Origin of the sequence: Bacillus sp. SIMBA_008 (assembly GCF_046535495.1) — a bacterium.
GTDB lineage: Bacteria > Bacillota > Bacilli > Bacillales > Bacillaceae > Bacillus > Bacillus subtilis.
This window is the reverse complement of the sequence record NZ_JAWRWL010001239.1, coordinates 1-237: the sequence shown is the minus strand read 5'-3', so window position 1 is coordinate 237 and position 237 is coordinate 1. Positions and strand designations below refer to the sequence as shown.

The 237-nt window shown below is 51.5% G+C and carries 1 protein-coding gene; it reads left to right on the top strand.

The window, feature by feature from the left end:
- Window positions 1-237, top strand: a 237-nt coding sequence (locus SB658_RS27395; RefSeq protein WP_410603703.1) for an AMP-binding protein, incomplete at both ends; no start/stop codon positions are given.

Genomic DNA, 237 nt, shown 5'->3' with positions numbered 1-237 from the left:
CGCCATGGCCGGAAGAATGGGCTGAAAAATACCGAAAAGACGGCTGCTGGAAGGGTGAGACGTTCGGAGGAATGCTGAAAGAGCGCGCGGCTTTATACGGAAATCAAACTGCCGTGACGTGTAAAGATGTACATTGGACCTACAAAGAATTAGATGAAAGGGCCGATCGTTTAGCGGCGGGGCTGCCTAAGCTCGGAATTCAAAAGGAAGACCGCGTTGTCGTTCAGCTGCCGAATA